26 protein-coding genes and 1 pseudogene are annotated in these 21,282 nt (G+C 39.8%); 24 read left to right on the forward strand and 3 right to left on the reverse strand.

The genetic code is table 11. From position 1 onward, the window contains the following. Positions 1 to 240 precede the first annotated feature (240 nt). From CYK18_RS09805 to dnaJ, 7 genes are all read left to right on the forward strand, one after another. On the forward strand, positions 241 to 561 hold the full coding sequence (locus tag CYK18_RS09805; protein ID WP_000423972.1) for a PadR family transcriptional regulator: 321 nt from the start codon (positions 241 to 243) through the stop codon (positions 559 to 561). Next, on the forward strand, positions 561 to 1,136 hold the full coding sequence (locus tag CYK18_RS09810; RefSeq protein ID WP_101786374.1) for a DUF2812 domain-containing protein: 576 nt from the start codon (positions 561 to 563) through the stop codon (positions 1,134 to 1,136). The genes CYK18_RS09805 and CYK18_RS09810 overlap by 1 nt, the downstream gene beginning before the upstream one ends. A gap of 34 nt (positions 1,137 to 1,170) precedes the next feature. Continuing rightward, the gene (locus tag CYK18_RS09815) at positions 1,171 to 1,683 is read left to right on the forward strand and encodes a DUF2812 domain-containing protein (protein WP_101786376.1); all 513 of its coding nucleotides are present in this window, start codon (positions 1,171 to 1,173) and stop codon (positions 1,681 to 1,683) included. Positions 1,684 to 1,843: 160 nt separating this feature from the next. Next, positions 1,844 to 2,878 (forward strand): heat-inducible transcriptional repressor HrcA, encoded by a 1,035-nt coding sequence (gene hrcA, locus CYK18_RS09820; RefSeq protein ID WP_000255759.1) that lies wholly within the window; start codon positions 1,844 to 1,846, stop codon positions 2,876 to 2,878. A 26-nt stretch (positions 2,879 to 2,904) separates the two neighbouring features. Continuing rightward, on the forward strand, positions 2,905 to 3,429 hold the full coding sequence (grpE, locus tag CYK18_RS09825) for a nucleotide exchange factor GrpE (RefSeq protein ID WP_000046038.1): 525 nt from the start codon (positions 2,905 to 2,907) through the stop codon (positions 3,427 to 3,429). A gap of 269 nt (positions 3,430 to 3,698) precedes the next feature. Then, positions 3,699 to 5,522: a molecular chaperone DnaK gene (gene dnaK / locus CYK18_RS09835; protein ID WP_000034667.1), complete on the forward strand. Its 1,824-nt coding sequence runs from the start codon at positions 3,699 to 3,701 to the stop codon at positions 5,520 to 5,522. Between the two features lie 381 nt (positions 5,523 to 5,903). Continuing rightward, complete coding sequence (gene dnaJ / locus CYK18_RS09840; RefSeq protein WP_101786378.1) at positions 5,904 to 7,040, forward strand: molecular chaperone DnaJ; 1,137 nt, start codon at positions 5,904 to 5,906, stop codon at positions 7,038 to 7,040. 289 nt (positions 7,041 to 7,329) lie between these two features. On the opposite strand, the gene CYK18_RS09845 is transcribed toward dnaJ, so the two are convergent. Next, the gene (locus CYK18_RS09845) at positions 7,330 to 7,617 is read right to left on the reverse strand and encodes a hypothetical protein (protein ID WP_000777754.1); all 288 of its coding nucleotides are present in this window, start codon (positions 7,615 to 7,617) and stop codon (positions 7,330 to 7,332) included. A gap of 9 nt (positions 7,618 to 7,626) precedes the next feature. Next, the gene (locus CYK18_RS09850) at positions 7,627 to 8,037 is read right to left on the reverse strand and encodes an HIT family protein (protein WP_001278317.1); all 411 of its coding nucleotides are present in this window, start codon (positions 8,035 to 8,037) and stop codon (positions 7,627 to 7,629) included. 67 nt (positions 8,038 to 8,104) lie between these two features. Here CYK18_RS09850 and CYK18_RS09855 point away from each other — a divergent pair, with 67 nt between their 5' ends. Both CYK18_RS09855 and CYK18_RS09860 read left to right on the forward strand, forming a co-directional pair. Next, positions 8,105 to 8,836, forward strand: coding sequence for an ABC transporter ATP-binding protein (locus CYK18_RS09855; RefSeq protein ID WP_101786380.1), 732 nt, complete (start codon positions 8,105 to 8,107; stop codon positions 8,834 to 8,836). Continuing rightward, a complete protein-coding gene (locus CYK18_RS09860; protein WP_101786382.1) occupies positions 8,833 to 9,882 on the forward strand; it encodes an ABC transporter permease in 1,050 nt (349 codons plus the stop codon). The genes CYK18_RS09855 and CYK18_RS09860 overlap by 4 nt, the downstream gene beginning before the upstream one ends. Before the next feature lie 61 nt (positions 9,883 to 9,943). Here CYK18_RS09860 and CYK18_RS09865 read toward each other — a convergent pair whose 3' ends face one another. Then, on the reverse strand, positions 9,944 to 10,273 hold the full coding sequence (locus CYK18_RS09865) for a hypothetical protein (RefSeq protein WP_004257513.1): 330 nt from the start codon (positions 10,271 to 10,273) through the stop codon (positions 9,944 to 9,946). A 295-nt stretch (positions 10,274 to 10,568) separates the two neighbouring features. Between CYK18_RS09865 and CYK18_RS09870 the strand changes: the two genes are divergently transcribed. The 15 genes and pseudogenes from CYK18_RS09870 to nusA all read left to right on the forward strand — a co-directional run bounded on the left by CYK18_RS09870 (position 10,569) and on the right by nusA (position 21,268). Then, positions 10,569 to 11,306, forward strand: a complete 738-nt coding sequence (locus tag CYK18_RS09870; protein ID WP_101786384.1) for a response regulator transcription factor — start codon at positions 10,569 to 10,571, stop codon at positions 11,304 to 11,306. Positions 11,307 to 11,319: 13 nt separating this feature from the next. Next, on the forward strand, positions 11,320 to 12,669 hold the full coding sequence (locus tag CYK18_RS09875) for a sensor histidine kinase (RefSeq protein ID WP_101786386.1): 1,350 nt from the start codon (positions 11,320 to 11,322) through the stop codon (positions 12,667 to 12,669). Between the two features lie 715 nt (positions 12,670 to 13,384). Next, positions 13,385 to 14,053: a CPBP family intramembrane glutamic endopeptidase gene (locus CYK18_RS09885; protein WP_024057404.1), complete on the forward strand. Its 669-nt coding sequence runs from the start codon at positions 13,385 to 13,387 to the stop codon at positions 14,051 to 14,053. A 60-nt stretch (positions 14,054 to 14,113) separates the two neighbouring features. Then, a complete protein-coding gene (locus CYK18_RS09890) occupies positions 14,114 to 14,518 on the forward strand; it encodes an immunity protein (RefSeq protein ID WP_101786389.1) in 405 nt (134 codons plus the stop codon). An 82-nt stretch (positions 14,519 to 14,600) separates the two neighbouring features. Further along, the gene (locus CYK18_RS09895; protein ID WP_180948050.1) at positions 14,601 to 14,984 is read left to right on the forward strand and encodes an immunity protein; all 384 of its coding nucleotides are present in this window, start codon (positions 14,601 to 14,603) and stop codon (positions 14,982 to 14,984) included. 51 nt (positions 14,985 to 15,035) lie between these two features. Beyond that, positions 15,036 to 15,725: a CPBP family intramembrane glutamic endopeptidase gene (locus tag CYK18_RS09900; RefSeq protein WP_101786392.1), complete on the forward strand. Its 690-nt coding sequence runs from the start codon at positions 15,036 to 15,038 to the stop codon at positions 15,723 to 15,725. A gap of 227 nt (positions 15,726 to 15,952) precedes the next feature. After that, positions 15,953 to 16,180, forward strand: a pseudogene (locus tag CYK18_RS11160) (ComC/BlpC family peptide pheromone/bacteriocin). Between the two features lie 14 nt (positions 16,181 to 16,194). After that, positions 16,195 to 16,515, forward strand: a complete 321-nt coding sequence (locus CYK18_RS09910) for a hypothetical protein (RefSeq protein ID WP_000645118.1) — start codon at positions 16,195 to 16,197, stop codon at positions 16,513 to 16,515. A gap of 28 nt (positions 16,516 to 16,543) precedes the next feature. After that, positions 16,544 to 16,948: an immunity protein gene (locus tag CYK18_RS09915; RefSeq protein WP_101786394.1), complete on the forward strand. Its 405-nt coding sequence runs from the start codon at positions 16,544 to 16,546 to the stop codon at positions 16,946 to 16,948. Between the two features lie 57 nt (positions 16,949 to 17,005). After that, entirely contained in the window at positions 17,006 to 17,254 is a 249-nt protein-coding gene (blpZ, locus tag CYK18_RS09920) for an immunity protein BlpZ (protein WP_101786396.1), read from the forward strand. Positions 17,255 to 17,284: 30 nt separating this feature from the next. Then, the gene (locus tag CYK18_RS09925) at positions 17,285 to 17,896 is read left to right on the forward strand and encodes a CPBP family intramembrane glutamic endopeptidase (RefSeq protein ID WP_101786398.1); all 612 of its coding nucleotides are present in this window, start codon (positions 17,285 to 17,287) and stop codon (positions 17,894 to 17,896) included. A gap of 160 nt (positions 17,897 to 18,056) precedes the next feature. Beyond that, positions 18,057 to 18,851: a cell cycle regulator CcrZ gene (gene ccrZ, locus CYK18_RS09930; RefSeq protein ID WP_000363005.1), complete on the forward strand. Its 795-nt coding sequence runs from the start codon at positions 18,057 to 18,059 to the stop codon at positions 18,849 to 18,851. Continuing rightward, the gene (gene trmB / locus CYK18_RS09935; protein ID WP_001266094.1) at positions 18,848 to 19,483 is read left to right on the forward strand and encodes a tRNA (guanosine(46)-N7)-methyltransferase TrmB; all 636 of its coding nucleotides are present in this window, start codon (positions 18,848 to 18,850) and stop codon (positions 19,481 to 19,483) included. Before ccrZ ends, trmB begins: the two co-directional genes overlap by 4 nt. A gap of 125 nt (positions 19,484 to 19,608) precedes the next feature. After that, positions 19,609 to 20,088, forward strand: coding sequence for a ribosome maturation factor RimP (rimP, locus tag CYK18_RS09940; protein ID WP_101786400.1), 480 nt, complete (start codon positions 19,609 to 19,611; stop codon positions 20,086 to 20,088). A gap of 43 nt (positions 20,089 to 20,131) precedes the next feature. Further along, positions 20,132 to 21,268 carry a transcription termination factor NusA gene (gene nusA / locus CYK18_RS09945; RefSeq protein ID WP_101786401.1) on the forward strand — a complete coding sequence of 379 codons (1,137 nt, stop codon included), beginning with the start codon at positions 20,132 to 20,134 and terminating at the stop codon, positions 21,266 to 21,268. Positions 21,269 to 21,282 lie beyond the last annotated feature (14 nt).

Consider the following 21,282-nt stretch of genomic DNA (forward strand, 5'->3'; position numbering starts at 1 on the left):
AGAGTAACATAAATCTCAAAAAATAGGGTGAAAAAACCTTTATTTGTCATGCAAAAAAATAGAAGATAGGATAGAGAATCACTTTGATGTTCTCAATCCTATCTCCTATTTAAAGAGTTAGATCACTAACTTAATGACATTGGCCTGTGGGTAATCTTTTTTCTTGTATTTTATATCGAGGTGTGATATATTTTATATAACGAAGTGCGATATATCGAGCTGAATAGGAGGTAGCTATAAATGGAATTGACGGATAAGATTCGTCGAGTTTATCTTCCGATGACGGAAACGGGTTTTTATATCTTGTTCTGTCTGCAAAAGGAAGGTCATGGTTATAGCATTACGCAAAAGGTCAAGGAGATGACAGATTCGCAAGTTTCAATTAGTCCTGGAACTATGTATGGAACCTTGTCAAAGATGGAAAAGGATGGTTTGATTTCCTTTGTCCGAGAAGAGGAAAAACGGAAAATCTATCAGATAACAGACTTGGGACGAAAAGTCTTAGATATTGAATTGAAACGTATTGAACGACTCTATAGAAACAGTCGGGAGGAAGGATGATGGAAAAGAAAATTGTTTATCGAATTTTTACAATTGCGGATTATGAGAGGGAGGCTCTGTACTTTAGAGAAATGCATGCTAAGGGCTGGAAACTTAGAAAAGTAAGCTATTCTATCTTATTGTTTGCAGTTAAGTATACCTTTGAAAAGTGTCACTCTGAGCAAGTGTCTTATCAGTTGGATTTTTACCCAATGGAAAAATCAGAGAGAGCCTCCTATTTACAACTGTTTAAAGACTGTGGCTGGGAGCATATTACAGACTTTAATAGTTTTTCCTATTTTAGAAAAGCATATTCTGAAATTGAATCGAATGCAGAATTTGAAATCTATAATGACGCTGCTGGGAAGTTAGCTATGGTTAATCGCATTTTAAGACTGCGATTAGTACCTGTTTTACTTTTGCTAGCCATACATATACCATTCTTACTTAAATTGCTCAATAGAAGTAATGCGTATGGTCTATGGAGTTTACTTGCGGTCGGGCTAGATATTTTCTTGTCTTTAATCCTCTTGTTAATAGTTGCTTATATTAGCTGGAAGTTATGGCATAAAAAGAAGGAATTATCAGATTTATGATAGGGGAGGCATGCTCAAAATTGGAGGGAAAGTCATGATAAATAAAAAGCAATTTCGGATTTTCACTATTGTTGATTTGGACAAGGAAGAAGAATATTTGCATGAGATGCACTTGAAAGGTTGGAGATATAGAACGAGTCGTTTTGGTTTGTTCTATTTTGACCAATGTCAACCAGACGATGTTATCTACTGTATCTATGATTCTAGATTTCTTAAAAAGCATAAGCATGAACTGCAAGATTTTAGAAATAGAGGTTGGGAATTGATAGAAACAGGTTTTTGTTCGATTCTTCGTAAATCGTCTTCTAATTTACTTCCAGAGGATCAAGTCTATATGAGTAAGGGGCTCAGATGGGAAGTCATGCGATCTAGATTTCGTTCCTGTACAGCTACTTTCTTAGGTGGGTTTGTTGTTTGTATGAGTTTATTTAAAGAAGAGCTTGCTATGTCTTTCTTCGTTATTTTTATTTTATATGCCTTTATGATTTCTTATCTAATTTATGGTTATTTCAGACTAAAAAGGAAATACCGAGTAGATGGAAGGTAGGGTTCTAGGTCTTCAGACTGATTTTTAGCACTCTTGACAAAAGAGTGCTAATTTTTTGAGTTTTTATCTTGACATTCTCTTTTAAGGGTGTATAATAGAATCATAAGTTAGCACTTGAGCGTATCGAGTGCTAATCGATCAGACAGAGAGGAGTGATGAGATGGTTACAGAGCGTCAGCAGGATATTTTAAATCTGATTATTGACATCTTTACCAAAACGCACGAACCTGTCGGATCCAAAGCCTTGCAAGAGTCTATTAACTCTAGCAGTGCAACCATTCGTAATGACATGGCGGCTCTAGAGAAGCAAGGTTTGCTTGAAAAGGCTCATACTTCAAGTGGTCGGATGCCAAGTGTTGCTGGTTTTCAGTACTATGTGAAACACTCACTGGATTTTGACCGACTGGCTGAAAATGAGGTTTATGAGATTGTCAAAGCCTTTGATCAGGAATTCTTCAAATTGGAGGATATTCTGCAAGAGGCTGCTAATCTACTAACAGACTTGAGTGGCTGTACGGTAGTAGCACTGGATGTTGAGCCGAGCAGGCAACGTTTGACAGCCTTTGATATCGTTGTTTTGGGGCAACATACAGCCTTGGCAGTATTCACCCTAGACGAGTCTCGAACGGTTACTAGTCAGTTTCTGATTCCAAGGAATTTCTTGCAGGAGGATTTGCTGAAACTGAAGAGCATCATTCAGGAACGTTTTCTCGGCCACACCGTTCTAGATATTCACTACAAGATTCGGACGGAGATTCCGCAGATTATCCAGCGTTACTTTACAACTACGGACAATGTTATCGATCTCTTTGAACACATCTTTAAGGAAATGTTCAACGAAAACATTGTGGTGGCAGGCAAGGTCAATCTCTTGAATTTTGCCAATCTGGCAGCTTATCAGTTCTTTGATCAACCGCAAAAGGTGGCTCTGGAGATTCGTGAGGGATTGCGTGAAGATCAGATGCAAAACGTCCGTGTTGCAGACAGTCAAGAGTCCTGTCTAGCTGATCTAGCGGTGATTAGTAGCAAGTTCCTCATTCCTTATCGGGGAGTTGGAATTCTAGCCATTATCGGTCCAGTCAATCTGGATTACCAACAGCTAATCAACCAGGTCAATGTGGTCAATCGTGTTTTGACCATGAAGTTGACAGATTTTTACCGCTACCTCAGCAGTAATCATTACGAAGTACATTAAGATTGAAATCATTAAAGGAGGCGAAAATGGCCCAAGATATAAAAAATGAAGAAGTAGAAGAAGTCCAAGAAGAGGAAGTTGTGGAAACGGTAGAAGAAACAACTCCTGAGAAGTCAGAGTTGGACTTGGCAAATGAACGTGCAGATGAGTTCGAAAATAAATACCTTCGCGCTCATGCAGAAATGCAAAATATCCAACGCCGTGCCAATGAAGAGCGTCAAAACTTGCAACGTTATCGTAGCCAGGACTTGGCAAAAGCGATTCTCCCTTCTTTGGATAACCTTGAGCGTGCACTCGCGGTTGAAGGTTTGACAGACGATGTCAAAAAAGGATTGGAAATGGTGCAAGAAAGCTTGATTCACGCTTTGAAAGAAGAAGGAATCGAAGAAATCGCAGCTGACGGTGAATTTGACCATAACTACCATATGGCAATCCAAACTCTTCCAGCAGACGATGAACACCCAGCAGATACCATCGCCCAAGTCTTCCAAAAAGGCTACAAACTCCATGACCGCATCCTACGCCCAGCAATGGTAGTTGTCTACAACTAGGCAATTCTGACGGTTGCAACATATATAATAGAAAACTTGTCCGAAACGACAATAAACTATGAAAGAAAGATAAGAGGCAAGCCGGAGGCTTGCAAGGAAGATATTTCCCACCGTGGTGAAAGTTTCAGTAGCAAAAGCTACTGAAACAGGGGATTTTTGAGACAATAGGCTCAAAAATAAGTGATGAAATCCCGTAGGGAGTTGCTCACGTCCCCACCACTTAAGGGAAATATCAAAAATAGAAAATTAACTAACAAGGAGAAAAACACATGTCTAAAATTATCGGTATTGACTTAGGTACAACAAACTCAGCAGTTGCAGTTCTTGAAGGAACTGAATCAAAAATCATCGCAAACCCAGAAGGAAACCGCACAACTCCATCTGTAGTCTCATTCAAAAACGGTGAAATCATCGTTGGTGATGCTGCAAAACGTCAAGCGGTCACAAACCCAGATACAGTTATCTCTATCAAATCTAAGATGGGAACTTCTGAAAAAGTTTCTGCAAACGGAAAAGAGTACACTCCACAAGAAATCTCAGCTATGATTCTTCAATACTTGAAAGGTTATGCTGAAGACTACCTTGGTGAAAAAGTAACTAAAGCAGTTATCACAGTTCCAGCTTACTTTAATGATGCTCAACGTCAAGCAACAAAAGACGCTGGTAAAATCGCCGGTCTTGAAGTAGAACGTATCGTCAACGAACCAACTGCAGCCGCTCTTGCTTACGGTTTGGACAAGACTGACAAAGAAGAAAAAATCTTGGTATTTGACCTTGGTGGTGGTACATTCGACGTCTCTATCCTTGAATTGGGTGACGGTGTCTTCGATGTATTGTCAACTGCAGGGGACAACAAACTTGGTGGTGATGACTTTGACCAAAAAATTATCGACCACTTGGTAGCAGAATTCAAGAAAGAAAATGGTATCGACTTGTCTACTGACAAGATGGCAATGCAACGTTTGAAAGATGCGGCTGAAAAAGCTAAGAAAGACCTTTCTGGTGTAACTTCAACCCAAATCAGCTTGCCATTTATCACTGCTGGTGAAGCTGGACCTCTTCACTTGGAAATGACTTTGACTCGTGCGAAATTTGATGATTTGACTCGTGACCTTGTAGAACGTACAAAAGTTCCAGTTCGTCAAGCCCTTTCTGATGCAGGTTTGAGCTTGTCAGAAATCGACGAAGTTATCCTTGTTGGTGGTTCAACTCGTATCCCAGCCGTTGTAGAAGCTGTTAAAGCTGAAACTGGTAAAGAACCAAACAAATCAGTAAACCCTGATGAAGTAGTTGCTATGGGTGCTGCGATTCAAGGTGGTGTCATCACTGGTGATGTCAAAGACGTTGTCCTTCTTGACGTAACACCATTGTCACTTGGTATCGAAACAATGGGTGGAGTATTTACAAAACTTATCGATCGCAACACTACTATTCCAACATCTAAATCACAAGTCTTCTCAACTGCAGCAGACAACCAACCAGCCGTTGATATCCACGTTCTTCAAGGTGAACGCCCAATGGCAGCAGATAACAAGACTCTTGGACGATTCCAATTGACTGATATCCCAGCTGCACCTCGTGGTATCCCACAAATCGAAGTAACATTTGACATCGACAAGAACGGTATCGTATCTGTTAAAGCTAAAGACCTTGGAACTCAAAAAGAACAAACAATTGTTATCCAATCAAACTCAGGTTTGACAGACGAAGAAATCGACCGCATGATGAAAGATGCAGAAGCTAACGCTGAAGCAGATAAGAAACGTAAAGAAGAAGTTGACCTTCGTAACGAAGTAGACCAAGCAATTTTTGCGACTGAAAAGACAATCAAGGAAACTGAAGGTAAAGGCTTCGATGCAGAACGTGATGCTGCCCAAGCGGCCCTTGATGATCTTAAGAAAGCTCAAGAAGACAACAACTTGGACGAAATGAAAGCAAAACTCGAAGCTTTGAACGAAAAAGCTCAAGGACTTGCTGTTAAACTCTACGAACAAGCCGCAGCAGCGCAACAAGCTCAAGCAGGAGCAGAAGGCGCACAAGCAACAGGAAACGCAGGCGATGACGTCGTAGACGGAGAGTTTACGGAAAAATAAAATAGTCCAGTGGACTATTTTATCCCGAACTTGAAAATCGGGGAGTGAGGTCGTTAAGAATGACTAATTACTAAGGTGCTTTGTCTAAATGTAGTAATGATAAAAAGAAATCCAGAGGTTGCAACCCAGCCTCTGTTTTTCGATAAAAAGAGGCTTGCCTGATTTGTTTGTGGTTTGTCTCATCAATATAAAAGAAAGTAATTGAATCCGACCTAAATAGAGGTTTGATTCACAATATCAACAGAAAGGAACAAGGGTGTTCGAGTAACTGAACACGGGCTACGGACTGTGCCAAGAAGATAGTTTTTCTAGGACGCAAGCGTCCGTCGTCAAAACTCCTTTTTTGGCTGTGTCCGGTTAACGCCCTTTGTATCTTGAATTATGAACAATACTGAATTTTATGATCGTCTGGGGGTGTCAAAAAACGCTTCGGCAGACGAGATCAAAAAAGCTTATCGCAAGCTTTCCAAAAAATACCACCCAGATATCAACAAGGAGCCTGGTGCTGAGGAAAAGTACAAGGAAGTTCAAGAAGCCTATGAGACTTTGAGTGACGACCAAAAACGTGCGGTCTATGACCAATATGGTGCTGCTGGTGCCAACGGTGGCTTTGGTGGTGCTGGCGGTTTCGGTGGTTTCAACGGGGCAGGTGGCTTCGGTGGTTTTGAGGACATCTTCTCAAGTTTCTTCGGCGGAGGCAGTGCTTCGCGCAATCCAAACGCTCCTCGTCAAGGTGATGATCTCCAGTATCGTGTGAACTTGACCTTTGAAGAAGCTATTTTTGGAGCTGAAAAAGAAGTTAAATACAACCGTGAAGCAAGCTGTCGTACATGTAATGGCTCTGGTGCTAAGCCAGGGACAAGTCCAGTCACTTGTGGACGCTGTCATGGCGCTGGTGTCATTAACGTCGATACGCAGACTCCTCTTGGTATGATGCGTCGCCAAGTAACCTGTGATGTCTGTCACGGTCGCGGAAAAGAAATCAAAGGTCCATGTACAACCTGCCACGGAACAGGTCATGAAAAACAAGCTCATAGTGTACATGTGAAAATCCCTGCTGGTGTGGAAACAGGTCAACAAATTCGCCTAGCAGGTCAAGGTGAAGCAGGCTTTAACGGTGGACCTTATGGTGACTTGTATGTAGTAGTTTCTGTGGAAGCTAGCGACAAGTTTGAACGTGAAGGAACTACTATCTTCTACAATCTCAACCTCAACTTTGTCCAAGCAGCTCTTGGTGATACAGTTGATATCCCAACGGTTCATGGTGATGTTGAATTGGTTATCCCAGAGGGAACTCAGACTGGTAAGAAATTCCGTCTACGTGGCAAGGGAGCTCCGAGCCTTCGTGGAGGTGCAGTTGGTGACCAATATGTTACCGTTAATGTCGTAACACCGACAGGCTTGAACGACCGTCAAAAAGCAGCCTTGAAAGAATTCGCAGCTGCAGGTGATTTAAAAGTCAATCCAAAGAAAAAAGGCTTCTTTGACCATATTAAAGATGCCTTTGAAGGAGAATAAAGTAAAAAGAGCCGAGTGGCTCTTTTTATTTATAGATTTTTTAAGACTTTCCTTAAGTAATGACGGACGGTAGCAACCTTCTTCGAAGTTCCATGCCTAAACTTTGAGCCTAGGTCTCAAAGTTTCCGAACACCTGAAACCAAGCTGTTTCAGGTGTTTTCATTACGGCGGAAAGTCTGTGAAAGTATTCGATTTAGTTACGAAATGGTGAATGAGTTGTCTAAATTGTGATGTATAGTTGATGGGATATAACTTGTTTATGTTTTAAAAAAGAGTCGTCGGGCTCTTTTTACTTATCTTCGATTTCCTGTGTTTCTTTGATGACAGCTAGTCTAGTCTGGATATCTTTTTCCAAGACTTTAAACTTGTAAGTCAGGTCTTCTTGGTATTCCTTGATGAGTTCTTTTTGTTGGTCGATGATTTGCAGGCTGTTTTGGATAATATCCACATCATCCTTGATAGCTTGAACGCGGTCAGTGGTATTCAAGACTTCATCTGTGATGGTTTGACGATTTTTTGTGACCAGATAACTTCCAGCTGCAGCTCCTGCAAATAGCAGTAGGTTGGATAATTTCATAGCAACTCCTTAGGCGTTTTTGATGGTTTCAGCGACTTGAGCAAGTTTGTCAAAGTCTGGTTCGTGGGCGATAAAATCAATCTTGAGGTCATCGTCTGCACTGTAGCGAGGCACGAGGTGAACGTGGGTATGGAAGACTGTTTGCCCTGCGATTTCTTCACAGTTGGCAATGATATTCATTCCAGCAGCCTTAGTAGCTTTCATGACTTTTTGAGCTACTTTTGGTACTTGAGCAAAGAGTTGGCTGGCGCTTGTAGCGTCCATTTCCAAAAGATTGCGATAGTGTTCTTTTGGCACGACCAAGGTGTGTCCTGGTGTCACTTGAGAGATATCAAGAAAGGCAAGAACCTGCTCATCTTCATATACTTTTGAAGCAGGAATTTCCCCTGCAATGATTTTACAAAAAATGCAATCTGACATAAAATCTACCTCTACTGTATTGAATTTTGATATAATATAGCTACATTATACCAGATTTGGAGAAAATATGTTAGAAATTAAAAACCTGACAGGTGGCTATGTTCATGTCCCTGTCTTGAAAGATGTGTCCTTTGCAGTTGAAAGTGGGCAGTTGGTCGGTTTGATTGGTCTCAATGGTGCTGGGAAATCGACGACTATTAATGAGATTATCGGCCTGTTGACACCTTATAGTGGCTCCATCAATATCAATGGACTTACTCTTCAGGAAGATGCAACGAGCTACCGCAAGCAAATTGGCTACATTCCTGAGACACCTAGCCTGTATGAGGAATTGACCCTCAGAGAGCATATCGAAACGGTTGCTATGGCTTATGGTATTGAGCAGAAAGTGGCTTTTGATCGAGTAGAACCTTTGTTAAAAATGTTCCGTTTGGACCAGAAATTAGACTGGTTTCCAGTTCATTTTTCAAAAGGGATGAAGCAGAAGGTCATGATTATCTGTGCTTTTGTGGTGGATCCGAGTCTCTTTATCGTGGATGAGCCTTTCCTTGGTCTTGATCCGCTGGCTATTTCTGACTTGATTCAGCTTTTGGAAGTGGAAAAGCAAAAGGGCAAGTCCATTCTCATGAGTACCCACGTGCTGGATTCGGCGGAGAAGATGTGTGATGCCTTCGTTATTCTCCACAAGGGGGAGGTGCGTGCCAAGGGGAATCTGGCACAACTGCGCGAAGCCTTTGATATGCCTGAGGCTAGTTTGAATGATATTTACTTGGCTCTGACCAAAGAGGAGGAGCTATGAAAGACTTGTTTTTAAAGAGAAAGCAGGCTTTTCGTAAGGAGTGTCTTGGTTATTTGCGCTATGTTCTTAATGACCACTTTGTCTTGTTCCTGCTTGTCCTGCTGGGATTTCTAGCCTACCAGTACAGTCAACTCTTGCAACATTTTCCTGAAAATCATTGGCCTATCCTTTTGTTTGTAGGAATTACGTCTGTTTTACTTTTGCTTTGGGGTGGAATTGCTACTTACATGGAGGCACCTGACAAGCTCTTTCTCTTGGTCGGAGAAGAGGAAATCAAGCTCCATCTAAAGCGTCAAACTGGCATTTCCCTAGTTTTTTGGCTCTTTGTCCAGACCCTTTTCTTGCTTTTATTTGCGCCTTTATTTTTAGCCATGGGTTATGGATTGCCAGTTTTTCTAGTCTATGTGCTTTTATTGGGTGCAGGGAAATATCTGCTCTTTCGTCAAAAATCCAGCAAATTTTTCACTGAAACTGGTCTCAACTGGGACTATGTTATTTCCCAAGAAAGCAAGCGCAAGCAAATCTTGCTTCGTTTCTTTTCCCTCTTTACGCAGGTCAAGGGAATTTCAAACAGTGTCAAACGTCGTGCCTATCTGGACTTTATCCTAAAGGCTGTTCAGAAGGTGCCTGGGAAGATTTGGCAAAATCTCTATCTGCGTTCTTATCTGCGAAATGGAGATCTCTTCGCCCTCAGTCTCCGTCTTCTCTTACTTTCCTTGCTGGCTCAGGTCTTTATCGAGCAATCTTGGATTGCGACAGCGGTAGTGGTTCTGTTTAACTACCTCTTGCTCTTCCAGTTACTGGCCCTCTATCACGCCTTTGACTACCAGTATTTGACCCAACTTTTTCCACTGGACAAGGGGCAAAAGGAAAAAGGCTTGCAGGCTGTAGTTCGAGGATTGACCAGTTTCGTCTTAGTAGTGGAATTAGCTGTTGGGTTGATTACCTTCCAAGAAAAACTAGCCCTTCTAGCCTTACTGGGAGCTGGTTTGGTTTTACTAGTCTTGTATTTGCCTTATCAGGTCAAACGTCAGATGCAGGACTAACATTGCCTATATGACACTAAAAAAGAAGTTGAGTTCAGTCTGTCTCAACTTCTTTTATTTTCTACAAGATAATGGTTGGTCCGTAAAGACTCAACTTGGTCTTGACTTGGTCAAAGTGGAAACGGTCATAGGCCCGCCAAGCGGCGCGAGTAGGAGCATCAGGATTGAGAGCGCTGAGTCCCATGAGAAGACTGGAAGTCTGGTAAAATTTTTCCAGTTCAATCAAGACTCGATTATCCACAGTCTCAGCCTTGGCTAGAAAGCCAAGAATAGAGTTTAATTGCTCCTGAAAGCGGACGTCGTCAGCGGTTGCCTGTTTGCATGCTTGATAGGCTTTGTTTAAGTCAGTAATCAAAGTCTGAGCTCTTTTGATAGGGTCTGTATCTGTCATGAGAATTCCTCCTTTAATCTGGGTGCCAGTCTTGTTTCTAGCAACTGTGTTTTGATACTGTTAGTTTATCACTTTTGTCTCCTTTTTCACCATAAAATCTTTAATTGTACTTGAAATTTCCTGAATGGTACTGTTAAGATTTTATGATAAAATAGTTGTAAGATTATCATGCTTATTTGAGGAACAAGCTACCTTTCAGGAGCTTTGAAGGCCTATTTAAGATTTGGTGGGCTTGTGTCAGAGTATTTTTGCTATTCTCTTTTTAGGAAGAAATTGAAACAAGGAGAGTAAGAAGATGAGAATATTTGTTTTAGAGGATGATTTTTCCCAGCAGACTAGGATTGAAGCGACGATTGAGAAACTATTGAAGGAACATCATATCACTCCCAGTTCTTTTGAAGTTTTTGGCAAACCAGACCAGCTGCTGACAGAGGTGCATGAGAAGGGAGCTCATCAGCTATTCTTTTTGGATATTGAGATTCGAAATGAGGAGATGAAGGGGCTGGAAGTGGCTAGAAAGATTCGGGATCGGGATCCCTATGCTCTCATCGTCTTTGTGACGACTCACTCGGAGTTTATGCCCCTGTCCTTTCGCTACCAAGTGTCTGCTTTGGACTACATTGATAAGGCACTTTCGGCAGAGGAGTTTGAATCTCGTATCGAGACAGCCCTCCTCTATGGCAATGGTCAAGACAGTAAAAGTCTAGCTGAAGATTGCTTTTACTTTAAATCAAAATTTGCCCAATTCCAGTATCCTTTTAAAGAGGTTTACTATCTAGAAACGTCGCCCAGAGCCCATCGTGTTATTCTTTATACCAAGACAGACAGGCTGGAGTTTACAGCGAGTTTAGAGGATGTTTTCAAGCAGGAGCCTCGTCTTTTGCAGTGCCATCGCTCTTTTCTCATCAATCCTGCCAATGTAGTTCGTTTGGATAAGAAAGAAAAACTCCTTTTCTTTCCAAATGGAGGAAGCTGTATGATCGCGCGTTATAAGGTCAGGGAAGTGTCTGAAGCCATCAATAAATTACACTGAGCTAGGAGAGTTTATGAACATTGCTTGGATATTGTTGTATTTTCTTGTTATTAATGGACTAGAAATTGTCATTTTCTTTAAGGTAGATGGAATTGGTCTCACTTTTGAGAGGATTTTTAAAGCTTTTCTTTTGAAATTTCTTCTAGGGGCCATTTTTGCGACTTTTCAATTTTTGGATGTAAGTGAATATTTGTCCTATTTTATAGAACCTTTGTTCGGTATATGTCTATCTTTCTTACTGTTAAGAGGGCTTCCTAAAAAACTCCTTTTCTTTTATGGTCTCTTTCCAATTGTATTGATGGATCTCTTTTACAGAAGTGTTTCCTATTTTGTGTTTCCGTTTTTGGGGCAAGGGATTGTAGATGGAGATGGAAATCCTCTCTTTTTGTTGATTATGCTATTCGTTTGCTTCATAGTATTAGTCTTTTTGAAATGGTTGGACTATGATTTTACTAGATTGAGAAAGGAGTTTCTCGATAAAGGTTTTCAACAGTCCCTGACTAAGATTAACTGGATAATGGGGGCTTACTTTCTAGTCATGGAAAATCTGTCTTACTTTGAATATGCATACGATATCCAATCAAAGACTGTTCGCCATCTGATTCTAGTGTTTTACTTGCTCTTTTTTATGGGGGTTATCAAGAAATTGGATACCTATTTGAAGGACAAACTCCATGAGAGACTGGACCAAGAGCTGGCCTTGCGCTACAGAGATATGGAACGCTATAGTCGGCATATAGAGGAACTTTACAAGGAAGTCCGGAGCTTTCGCCATGACTACACTAACCTCTTAACCAGCTTACGTCTGGGCATTGAAGAGGAGGACATGGAGCAGATAAAAGAGGTCTACGACTCCGTCTTAAAGGATTCTAGTGAAAAATTGCAGGACAACAAATATGACCTTGGACGACTCGTGAATATTCGTGATAAAGCCCTCAAAAGTCTCCTCGCGGGGAAATTTCTAAAAGCCAGAGATAAGGACATTGTCTTTAATGTCGAAGTTCCTGAGGAGATTCAGGTAGAGGGGATGAGTCTGCTTGATTTTCTAACCATTGTGTCTATCCTTTGTGACAATGCTATTGAAGCCAGTGCAGAGGCCAGTCAACCTCATGTTTCAATTGCTTTTTTAAAAAATGGAGCACAGGAGACCTTTATCATTGAAAATTCCATTAAAGAAGAGGGTATAGACATTTCTGAAATTTTCTCCTTTGGAGCAAGTTCTAAAGGGGAGGAGAGAGGAGTTGGTCTCTATACCGTCATGAAAATTGTGGAAAGCCATCCCAATACCAGTCTCAATACCACCTGTCAAAATCAAGTCTTTCGTCAGGTTTTAACGGTTCACTTGTTGCAGGTTGGTCATTAGAAAATTTGTGAAAAATTAGCAGAAGTTAGCAGTTAAAGTTTGTCTTTATCCAGTTTGATTTTTACCATAGTATGCGAGGTATATTAAATGAATAAGAAATCCTTTTTTATCATCTGTTCTACGTTGATTATAGCATCAAATCTTCTCATGATTTCCGCGGTGAACAAGGGAGAAGAAACGGGGAGTAACCTGTTTGTGATTGCTATAGCCTGTGTTTTGCTACCAGCCTTTTTATATGCAGTTGAAAACAGACTTACTTCAATGGTAAGAGTAGAATCAATACTCCTGATTCAGTTGACAGTTATATCCCTACTCCGTCTTATCAACAGAATAGGGAGTACGCCTGAAATCCTCAACATTATCATTACCCTCCTGGTTTTGGCAGGTGGGACAGCCTGTATTCTTGTTGCGATTATGAGAATATATGAGAACATACGGAAGTGAGGGTGAGTAGTTTTCTATTTTGTATTTTCACATTGTCAAGTTCCCCTAAGGCAAGTATGTTTTTCATGCTTGCTTTTTTTCTACAATTTAGGAGGTTTCGATGACCATTTATGATTTGAGTGATCCAAGAATAAAACGAGTGCTATACTAGCAGTGTAAAGATTGAAGCAGGAAGTGTGATAAAACACAAGTTAAGGAAGCGGGGGCTTCGTTCGTGGAAGTAGTAAATTAGAAAAAATATCTTATTAATGAGTTGAAAAAAGGACAAACTATGAAAAAAACGATTTCTATCTTTAAAAAAATAATTACTTGTTTTTTACTTACTTTTGCTATTCAAGTTGTACCATTAACTGTTGTGAGACGATTTTATGACGGAGTGATGGGAGATGTGTTCAGTGTTGGTGCCTTCTTTCTATCTTTCTTTATATGCTTAACCATTCTTGTATATCTTATTAAGAGATGGGGTGATGAGACTACTTTAGATTGCTTGCCAATCAAATGGGTAGAATTGAAATGGATTGTTCTTGCTTATCTGGCTAATCTGGTTTTAGTAGTTGGTTTTATATTTTTCATGACCGTTCTTGGAAAAGTCCATGATAATACAAGTTCTTTAAGCTTTTTTCAACATTTGGAAACAAGTGGTTTCTTGTACATAGTTCTATTCTGGTTGTCAACTACTTTCACTCAACCTCTTTTGGAGGAGATACTCTTTAGAGGAATCATTTTAGGAAGTTTAGAAAAATATTCTCCCATAGTTGCTATTATCTTTTCGGCTGTTCTTTTTGGATTTGCTCATGACGGAGAAATGCTCTCTCAACATCTAGTGTCAGGAATTGTATTAGGAATTCTCTATATAAAGCGGAGAAATCTATATTCCTGTGTAGTTGTACATGGTTTGATGAATGCTACTGTCACCTGTCTCTTTTTTCTGGCTACTTAGGTTTTGAACCGGTGAGTTTGTGTAGTTCTTCGTCTAATAATATATGAAAGGAGAAAAGAAATGAAAACTTTTCTTGCTAAAAAACGGAACATCTTTCTTACAAGATTGTTCCTAGGTCAGTTGCCCTTACTTGTCTCCACTTATCTATTTCTATCTCGTCAGTTTTTAAATTTTTCCTTGGTTTTCCAATTTCTTTTAGTGGTTATTAACTTAGCTTCCATTTTGGTCACTGTTTACCTCACTAGGGAGATGAAGATAAGAGAGTTTGAAGATGATGATTTGGTTAGTCCTAGAACCAATCAACTTATGTATATTGGCTTGACAGGTTTTATGTCTATTATCTGTTTGTATAGAGGTATCACAGCAGGAGAATTCTACCAACAACTAATCGCTTATATTGGTGCTATTCTATGCTTGATTATTATGCTTTTGCTCATTTGGGGTTTGAAGTATTATAAAAAGTAGCTTGCCTTCCTCTTCTGACAGAATCTTTTATTAGAAGGCTCTATTAAACTGTCCGTGAAATAAGTGAATGGAGGTATTTAAAATGAAATATAGATTATTTCTTGTTATTTTCTTGAGTAGTATTTTGAATATTCTTTTAGGGACATTTTTACAAATCTCTAATGTATCGATTGGGTGGCTTGTTCTCTACAGTGGCTTGTTTGAAGCAGGAGTTTTTCTTCTTACCAATAAAGGGTTGACGGTACAAATTAAGGAGGCAGACATTCGAAACCGTTTTAAATTTATTTTTGGAAAAACGATATGGTTTCAAATTCTTTTGCTCATCTTTTTGATGGTCAAACTTTATCTTGGTTTGGATGTGAGGTTGATTTTATTCTATGGACATATTTTCATTGTCTTTAATGCCTTAATGTATCTATTATCTAGTAGTCAGGTTAGCCTTAAAAAGAACAAACTGTCTTCTTAATCTTGCAGCAGTAGAGCTTGACAAGGGGAGGTCATAGTGGAAAGGATTTCTATGAAAAAGTATCAACTTCTATTCAAAATAAGTGCAGTCTTCTCTTACTTATTTTTCGTATTTGGTCTTTCTCAGCTGACGCTTATTGTTCAAAATTATTGGCAATTTTCTTCCCAGATTGGCAATTTCGTCTGGATTCAAAATATCTTGAGTTTACTATTTAGCGGAGTCATGATTTGGATTCTGGTTAAGACAGGTCATGGTTATCTCTTTCACATTCCAAGAAAAAAATGGCTTTGGTATTCGATTTTGACAGTATTAGTGGTAGTGCTCCAGATCTCTTTTAACGTTCAGACAGCTAAACATGTTCAGTCAACTGCTGAAGGTTGGGCTGTATTGATCGGTTATAGTGGGACCAACTTTGCTGAGCTAGGTATCTATATAACTTTGTTCTTTCTGACTCCACTTATGGAAGAGCTAATCTATAGAGGATTACTGCAACACGCCTTTTTTAAGCATTCGAGATTTGGCCTTGATTTGCTTCTTCCGTCAATTTTATTTGCCCTTCCTCATTTTTCAAGCCTGCCTAGTTTGTTAGATATCTTCGTCTTTGCAACATCTGGCATCATCTTTGCTAGTTTGACCCGCTATACCAAGAGCATTTATCCTTCCTATACGGTGCATGTGATCAATAATATTTTCGCAACATTACCATTTTTGCTGACTTTTTTACACAGGGTATTTAGCTAAAAATAGTAGATTAAAAATAATTATCGATTTTAAGAAGTGAATAATGGAATTTAATATTATTCACTTCTTATTAGTTGATTGGGAAGATTGTACTCTTTGAATAATTTAAGACGTTTCAATGACAATTCAAGATTTGTATGAAAAACTTTAACAAATAGTGCTATACTAAAATTGTCAATTGCAACAGGATAACAATTAAAATTAAAAATAAAAAAGGGGTATTCGTTATGAATACAAAAATGATGGAACAATTTGAAATGATGGATACTGAGATGCTTGCGAAAGTTGAGTGAGGTTTCGGAGGTTGGGGAGATATGATTTCTGGTTTATTGGGTGGGCTAGCACCTTCTCCAACTTTGGATCAATTAAATGGTAAGTGGCCTATTATACATTTTTCAAAACCATGTAGTCCTTATGGTATAGGGGGAACTCTAAACTCATGTAATGGTATTTAAAAAGGATTGAAGCTATGAAGGCAAAATATGGGAATCAAATTGTTGATGTTTGGGAAATTGGTCAAGCAACTCCTAAACCAAGTTGGGTAGAGGAAGCTTTTCAAAAAAATTATATGGTTTGGTTGGATAATCATGTGCGCATTCTAATGGCAGGTCTCAACACTTCTCTCGCAACGAATATCAAGTTTGGTCTAGTTGGAACAGTTGGAGGAGGATTCGCTGGTTATGGGATGTATGTTCTTGGTTATCCAGGTGATTATATAGATATCACCAATCATAGAGTTGTTTCTGCTAAAACATTTCATAAAAGTTATCAAATTTTAGAAAATGATTAGATGTCATTTAATTGTAATGGAGAAAGCAATGAAAAAAATATTTTTTAAAAAACAGACCATCTTCCTTGCGAGATTGTTCCTAGGTCAGTTGCCCTTACTTGTCTCTACTTATCTATTCCTATCTCGTCAGTTTTTAAATTTTTCCTTGGTTTTCCAATTTCTTTTAGTGGTTATTAACTTGGCTTCTATTTTGGTCACTGTTTATCTCACTAGAGAAATGAAGATAAGAAAGTTTGAAGATGATGATTTGGTTAGTCCTAGAACCAATCAACTCATGTTCATCGGCTTGACAGGTTTTATGTCTATTATTTGTTTGTATAGAGGTATCACAGCAGGAGAATTCTATCAACAATTAATTGCCTATATTGGCGCTATTCTCTGCTTGATTATTATGCTTCTACTCATTTGGGGTTTGAAGTATTATAAAAAGTAGGGAAGAACTTTCTTCTTAATCTGCGACTAGTCTATGCTCTAGCAAGGGGAGGTTATTATGTATAAACACTTATTTTTCCTAAATTCAAAAACTTTAGACTGGTTGACCCCCTATATTCTAGTCTTGGCTTCTGACACCATTGCCTTTAACGTTTTTGTGCTAACCTTTGTATCTGCGGTGGTCTTTAATTCCCTAAATTCCATGCTAGCTTTTATGGCTATATTTTTAGGGGCTGGCTATGTGGTCGGATTTTGGTTACTCAAATGGTTTGTTTTGGAAAGATTAGAGCTCAAGGATGACTTGTAGTAAAGTCTGTTTGTTGAGGAGGATAATTTTATGGAGTTTTTTGATAAATTTCATGCCTTGTGCATTGGATTTTTAGTACTAATAATTGTCATTACAGTTCCTTATACGATTAACCATGGGGATTTTTTTCAAAATGAATCTGCACTGATTATTGTAAGTCTTCTTGTAACTTTGGTGAGTGTTACTTATGCTAGAAAGTTTGAAATGATTTCTTTTGGGATGTTAAGCAAGAAAGACCTTTTGCTTTTCATTGCAATCTTTCTTCTAAGTGTGCTTGAGACGCTGGTTTATATTAAATTCTTTGCTGTTTCTTCTGGCGCAGGAGTTCAACACTTGGCGGAAGTCATCAGAGGAATTTCCCTGTCTTTGATTTTGACTACCTCAGTTTTTGGCCCGATTCAGGAGGAACTCATTTTCAGAGGACTTCTTCAAGGTGCGGTTTTTGACAACTCTTGGTTAGGGCTTGTGCTAACTTCCTCTCTCTTTTCTTTCATGCATGGACCTTCTAATGTCCCCTCGTTTATTTTTTATCTACTTGGAGGCTTGTTACTGGGCTTTGCCTATAAAAAGAGCCAAAATTTGTGGGTTTCTACTCTAGTTCACATGTTTTACAATGCTTGGCCACTCTTATATTATTTATAAAAATCATGAAAGGTAAGCAGAAGACGGTGCTTGCCTTTTTCTTTCTATAATGATACCCAAGCCAATCTAGAGGCTTTTCTTTGAGAATCGGGTGTGGAGCGGTTGACGAATAGGCCAAAAACTAGTAGAATAGTAAGGAAACTTTATACGGAGGAAAGAAATGGATTTGGGTGATAATGAGCTAACACTGACTCCCATACCTGGGAAAAGTGGCAAAGCTTATATGGGTAGCTATCCTGATGGGAAGCGTATCTTTGTAAAAATGAACACCTCTCCAATCCTACCTGGTCTAGCTAGAGAACAAATTGCTCCACAATTATTATGGAGTCGCCGTTTGGCAGATGGGCGTGATATGTGTGCTCAAGAATGGTTGACAGGCAAAATATTGACCCCCTATGATATGAATCGTAAACAAATCGTCAATATTTTAACCCGCCTTCATCGCTCACGTCCTTTGATGACACAGTTGAGTCGTTTGGGATATGCCATGGAAACACCTGTAGATTTACTACAGTCTTGGCAAGAAACGGCTCCAGATGCTTTGCGTAAAAATCATTTTATCAGTGAAGTGATGGCTGATTTACGTCAGACTATTCCAGGATTTAGAGAGGACTATGCGACCATTGTCCATGGAGATGTACGACATAGTAATTGGATTGAGACAGATAGTGGCTTGATTTATTTGGTAGATTGGGATTCGGTTCGCTTGACCGACCGCATGTTTGATGTGGCCCATATGCTCTGCCATTATATTCCAGAACATCAGTGGAAGGAATGGTTGACCTACTACGGTTATAAGTACAATCAAACGGTATTAAATAAATTGTATTGGTACGGTCAATTGTCTTACTTGAGCCAGATTTCCAAGTATTATATGAACCAAGATTTAGAAAATGTCAATCGGGAGATCCATGGCTTGCGTCACTTCCGAGACAAGTATGGAAAGAGAAGATGAGAGTTAGAAATCGTAAAGGGGCGACAGAATTACTAGAGGCAAATCCCCAGTATGTGGTCCTCAATCCCTTGGAAGCCAAGGGGAAATGGCGGGACTTGTTTGGCAATGATAATCCCATTCATGTGGAAGTAGGAAGTGGAAAGGGTGCCTTTGTTTCAGGTATGGCCAAGCAAAACCCTGACATTAACTATATCGGGATTGATATTCAAAAGTCTGTTTTGAGCTACGCTTTGGACAAGGTGCTTGAAGTTGGAGTGCCTAACATCAAGCTCTTGTGGGTAGATGGTTCTGACTTGACTGACTACTTTGAAGACGGTGAGATTGATCGCTTGTATCTGAACTTTTCAGATCCTTGGCCTAAAAAGCGTCATGAAAAGCGTCGTTTGACCTACAAGACCTTCTTGGATACCTTTAAGCGCATCTTGCCTGAAAATGGAGAAATTCATTTCAAGACGGATAACCGTGGCTTGTTTGAGTACAGCCTAGTGAGTTTTTCTCAATATGGCATGAAGCTCAATGGTGTCTGGCTAGATTTGCATGCCAGTGATTTTGAAGGCAATGTCATGACAGAATACGAGCAAAAATTCTCCAACAAGGGTCAAGTTATCTACCGAGTTGAGGCAGAATTTTAAGAAAAAGCCTGAAATCAGGCTGTATAAGTGCTTTTGCTTTACATAAGTTGGCAAACGTGTTATACTAATAGTAAGAATATGAAAAGTGAGGCGGGGAAATATCTTCGCCTCTTGCTTATGAGGAGGTGGACGCAATCGCAACAATCATAGAATTAGTCAGAGAAGTTGTAGAACCTGTCATCCAAGCGCCTTTCGAACTCGTGGATATCGAGTATGGAAAGATTGGCAGTGACATGATTCTCAGTATTTTTGTAGATAAACCTGAAGGAATTACCTTGAACGATACAGCGGACTTGACAGAAATTATCAGTCCTGTCCTAGACACCATCAAGCCAGATCCCTTCCCAGAACAATATTTCCTAGAAATTACCAGTCCAGGCTTGGAACGTCCTTTGAAAACCAAGGATGCCGTTGCTGGAGCGGTTGGGAAATACATCCATGTCGGGCTCTACCAAGCCATCGATAAGCAAAAGGTCTTTGAAGGAACCTTGTTGGCCTTTGAAGAGGACGAGTTGACTATGGAATATATGGACAAGACGCGTAAGAAAACCGTCCAAATTCCATACAGTTTAGTATCAAAAGCACGTTTAGCAGTTAAATTATAGAAAAAGAAAGGATAGCTTTTGAGGATTCAAAAGTGAAGAAAACATGAGTAAAGAAATGCTAGAGGCCTTCCGCATTTTGGAAGAAGACAAGGGAATCAAAAAAGAAGACATCATCGACGCAGTAGTAGAGTCGCTTCGTTCCGCTTATCGCAGACGCTATGGTCAGTCAGACAGTGTAGCTATTGATTTCAACGAAAAAACAGGTGACTTTACTGTCTATACTGTCCGTGAAGTTGTTGATGAAGTATTTGATAGCCGTTTGGAAATCAGCTTAAAAGATGCTCTTGCCATTAATTCAGCCTATGAACTTGGAGACAAAATCAAGTTTGAAGAAGCACCAGGTGAGTTTGGTCGTGTAGCAGCCCAATCTGCCAAACAAACCATTATGGAAAAAATGCGCAAGCAAACACGTGCCATTACTTACGATACTTACAAAGAACATGAGCAAGAAATCATGTCTGGTACAGTAGAACGCTTCGATAACCGCTTCATTTATGTCAACCTTGGTAGCATTGAAGCCCAATTGTCAAAACAAGACCAAATTCCTGGAGAAGTTTTTGCTTCTCACGACCGTATCGAAGTCTATGTCTACAAGGTTGAAGACAACCCTCGCGGTGTAAATGTCTTTGTTAGCCGTAGCCATCCAGAAATGATCAAACGCTTGATGGAGCAAGAAATTCCAGAAGTTTATGATGGAACTGTTGAAATCATGAGCGTGGCTCGTGAAGCTGGTGACCGTACTAAGGTTGCAGTTCGTAGCCACAATCCAAACGTGGACGCTATCGGAACAATCGTTGGACGCGGTGGAGCTAACATCAAGAAGATTACTAGCAAGTTCCACCCAGCTCGCTACGATGCCAAGAGTGACCGTATGGTGCCAATCGAAGAAAATATCGACGTTATCGAGTGGGTAGCAGATCCAGCTGAATTTATCTACAATGCCATTGCCCCTGCTGAGGTTGACCAAGTTATCTTTGATGAAAACGACAGCAAACGTGCCTTGGTAGTTGTTCCTGATAACAAGCTTTCTCTTGCAATCGGTCGTCGTGGACAAAACGTGCGCTTGGCGGCTCACTTGACTGGTTACCGTATCGATATCAAGTCTGCTAGCGAATTTGAAGCCATGGAAGAAGCTGATTCAGTAGAGTTGGAAGCAGAAAACGATACTGTAGAAGAATAAAAGCTGCTAGAGGA

The organism is Streptococcus mitis, assembly GCF_002860865.1.
GTDB classification, from domain to species: domain Bacteria; phylum Bacillota; class Bacilli; order Lactobacillales; family Streptococcaceae; genus Streptococcus; species Streptococcus mitis_AT.

Coding starts and splice junctions, on each gene's coding strand:
- ccrZ (WP_000363005.1), top strand. CDS start 18,057: ATGGATTTGGGTGATAATGAGCTAACACTGACTCCCATACCTGGGAAA.
- CYK18_RS09900 (WP_101786392.1), top strand. CDS start 15,036: ATGAAAAAGTATCAACTTCTATTCAAAATAAGTGCAGTCTTCTCTTAC.
- CYK18_RS09850 (WP_001278317.1), bottom strand. CDS start 8,037: ATGTCAGATTGCATTTTTTGTAAAATCATTGCAGGGGAAATTCCTGCT.
- CYK18_RS09890 (WP_101786389.1), top strand. CDS start 14,114: ATGAAAACTTTTCTTGCTAAAAAACGGAACATCTTTCTTACAAGATTG.
- CYK18_RS09915 (WP_101786394.1), top strand. CDS start 16,544: ATGAAAAAAATATTTTTTAAAAAACAGACCATCTTCCTTGCGAGATTG.
- CYK18_RS09810 (WP_101786374.1), top strand. CDS start 561: ATGGAAAAGAAAATTGTTTATCGAATTTTTACAATTGCGGATTATGAG.
- dnaJ (WP_101786378.1), top strand. CDS start 5,904: ATGAACAATACTGAATTTTATGATCGTCTGGGGGTGTCAAAAAACGCT.
- CYK18_RS09895 (WP_180948050.1), top strand. CDS start 14,601: ATGAAATATAGATTATTTCTTGTTATTTTCTTGAGTAGTATTTTGAAT.
- dnaK (WP_000034667.1), top strand. CDS start 3,699: ATGTCTAAAATTATCGGTATTGACTTAGGTACAACAAACTCAGCAGTT.
- CYK18_RS09805 (WP_000423972.1), top strand. CDS start 241: ATGGAATTGACGGATAAGATTCGTCGAGTTTATCTTCCGATGACGGAA.
- hrcA (WP_000255759.1), top strand. CDS start 1,844: ATGGTTACAGAGCGTCAGCAGGATATTTTAAATCTGATTATTGACATC.
- CYK18_RS09870 (WP_101786384.1), top strand. CDS start 10,569: ATGAGAATATTTGTTTTAGAGGATGATTTTTCCCAGCAGACTAGGATT.
- CYK18_RS09855 (WP_101786380.1), top strand. CDS start 8,105: ATGTTAGAAATTAAAAACCTGACAGGTGGCTATGTTCATGTCCCTGTC.
- CYK18_RS09885 (WP_024057404.1), top strand. CDS start 13,385: ATGAAAAAAACGATTTCTATCTTTAAAAAAATAATTACTTGTTTTTTA.
- CYK18_RS09815 (WP_101786376.1), top strand. CDS start 1,171: ATGATAAATAAAAAGCAATTTCGGATTTTCACTATTGTTGATTTGGAC.
- CYK18_RS09865 (WP_004257513.1), bottom strand. CDS start 10,273: ATGACAGATACAGACCCTATCAAAAGAGCTCAGACTTTGATTACTGAC.
- CYK18_RS09860 (WP_101786382.1), top strand. CDS start 8,833: ATGAAAGACTTGTTTTTAAAGAGAAAGCAGGCTTTTCGTAAGGAGTGT.
- CYK18_RS09925 (WP_101786398.1), top strand. CDS start 17,285: ATGGAGTTTTTTGATAAATTTCATGCCTTGTGCATTGGATTTTTAGTA.
- CYK18_RS09845 (WP_000777754.1), bottom strand. CDS start 7,617: ATGAAATTATCCAACCTACTGCTATTTGCAGGAGCTGCAGCTGGAAGT.
- trmB (WP_001266094.1), top strand. CDS start 18,848: ATGAGAGTTAGAAATCGTAAAGGGGCGACAGAATTACTAGAGGCAAAT.
- grpE (WP_000046038.1), top strand. CDS start 2,905: ATGGCCCAAGATATAAAAAATGAAGAAGTAGAAGAAGTCCAAGAAGAG.
- CYK18_RS09910 (WP_000645118.1), top strand. CDS start 16,195: ATGAAGGCAAAATATGGGAATCAAATTGTTGATGTTTGGGAAATTGGT.
- blpZ (WP_101786396.1), top strand. CDS start 17,006: ATGTATAAACACTTATTTTTCCTAAATTCAAAAACTTTAGACTGGTTG.
- nusA (WP_101786401.1), top strand. CDS start 20,132: ATGAGTAAAGAAATGCTAGAGGCCTTCCGCATTTTGGAAGAAGACAAG.
- CYK18_RS09875 (WP_101786386.1), top strand. CDS start 11,320: ATGAACATTGCTTGGATATTGTTGTATTTTCTTGTTATTAATGGACTA.